The organism is Leucobacter musarum subsp. musarum (assembly GCF_001273845.1).
Lineage (GTDB): Bacteria > Actinomycetota > Actinomycetes > Actinomycetales > Microbacteriaceae > Leucobacter > Leucobacter musarum.
The window spans coordinates 1-220 of record NZ_JHBW01000010.1 but is presented as its reverse complement, the minus strand read 5'-3'; the positions used below and the strand labels follow the sequence as shown (position 1 = coordinate 220).

The following is a 220-nucleotide window of genomic DNA, read 5'->3' as shown; positions in this document are numbered from 1 at the left end:
CCAGGTTAGCTCCCAGGACGGGTGCGCCCGCCTTGATGAGCTCGAACAGCGCATCGCCGCTCGCGTAGTCGGGCGTCAGGCGACCCTGTGGGTAGGGATGGTCAAGCGACGGGTACTGCACGAAGTTGATGTGCGACAGGTCGATGTCTTTCACCGTGTTGGCGACCTGCTGCATGAACTGCACGCTCGCCATGCCTTGGGAGAGCGTCATGTTCTCGAC

General features: G+C 62.3%; 1 pseudogene. It reads right to left on the bottom strand.

Annotated elements, in window-relative coordinates:
* Positions 1-220 (bottom strand): annotated as a pseudogene (locus CH42_RS16490) (LCP family protein); the annotation flags it as partial.